The 1353-nt window shown below is 72.1% G+C and carries 1 protein-coding gene and 1 pseudogene; both read right to left on the reverse strand.

Features of this window, described 5'->3' with window-relative positions; all coding sequences use genetic code 11:
- Window positions 1-198: pseudogene (locus tag ACLEQD_RS43485) on the reverse strand (3-oxoacyl-ACP synthase); the annotation flags it as partial.
- A gap of 5 nt (window positions 199-203) precedes the next feature.
- Window positions 204-1353, reverse strand: a 1150-nt coding sequence (locus tag ACLEQD_RS43490; protein ID WP_410391805.1) for a thiamine pyrophosphate-binding protein, incomplete at its 5' end; no start/stop codon positions are given.

The following is a 1353-nucleotide window of genomic DNA, read 5'->3' on the forward strand; positions in this document are numbered from 1 at the left end:
GGCGCCCGCCTTCGCGGTGAGCGCGGCCAGGGACTCGCCGGGCGCCAGCACGCGGCGCTCGCGGTTGCCGTAGAAGAGCGCGTGCTCGCCGCCACTTCCGGCGGCGCGGCGCAGGGCTCGAACAGCGGTCGTCGTTGCCGCGCACCGCGTCGGGACCGCGGCACCGACTCCCAGGAGCGCGAAGGTCGTGGCCGTCATGGGCGCTACGTCGCGTCCGAGGCCACGGCGGCGAAGCGGTCGCCGTACGGCGGCACCTCGCGGTAGTCGATGTGCGCGACGATGACCTGCGGCTGGCCGGACTCGTCCGCGCGGCGCAGCACCTCCGGCAGCAGCGCGTCCAGCTGGCCGGGGCCGTTCACCGTGTAGGCGCGCGCGCCCAGCGACTCGGCGAAGGCCTTCAGGTCCGGGTTGCCCAGGCTGTAGAAGTCGTCCTCCAGCGGCTGCGTGCGGTCCTGCACGTGCTCGCCGTGGTTCACCATGCCCAGGAAGTTGTCGTTGAGGACGATGGTCACCGTGCCCACGCGGTAGCGCGAGGCGGTCAGCAGCTCCGTGCCGTTCATCAGGAACGCGCCGTCGCCGACGACGGCCACCGCGGAGCGCTCGGGACGGCCGATCTTGCCGCCGATGACGGCGCCGCAGGACCAGCCCATGGACGACAGGCCGCAGGGGTAGAAGATGCGCGCGGGCGGCGTGACGTGCAGCACGTGCGCCGTCCACCCCGTGCAGTTGCCCATGTCGATGTACAGGTCCATGTCCGGGCTCAGGTGCTTGTCGAGCTCCGTCATCAGGTCCTGCGGCTTGATCGAATCACGGTCCTGCGGGGCGCGCACCGCGAGCGCGGGCTCCTTCAGCGCCATCACCTGCGACCAGCGCTCCTGCACGCGCGCGCCGCTGGACGGGCCAATCATCTGCCCCAGCTCCGCCAGGCCCGTCACCACCGAACCCACGTCCGCCACGATGGGCAGCCGCACCGGCAGGAACTGGCCGATGTTGGAGGCGTTCACGTCCACCTGGATGACGTGGTGCACGGCCTGGAAGTACCGGTGGAAGCTCTTGGAGGCCCACTCCCCCAGGCGGCTGCCCAGGACCACCATCACGTCCACGCCGTCGCGCAGGTACGCCTCCGCGCGCTTGCTGCCGGCCAGGCCCAGCACGCCCAGGGACAGCGCCTCGCGCTCGGAGAACAGCCCCTTGCCGCGCATGCTGGTGGCCACCGGAATGCCGTGCTGGGTGACGAACGCGGTGAACACGTCGCCGTGCTGGGCCATCGCCTCGCGCGCGCCCGAGCCCAGGAAGATGAGCGGACGGCGCGCGGTGCGCAGCAGCGTGAAGGCGGCGCGCAGGTCCTCGAAG

The organism is Corallococcus sp. 4LFB, from assembly GCF_046520365.1.
Taxonomy (GTDB): domain Bacteria; phylum Myxococcota; class Myxococcia; order Myxococcales; family Myxococcaceae; genus Corallococcus; species Corallococcus caeni.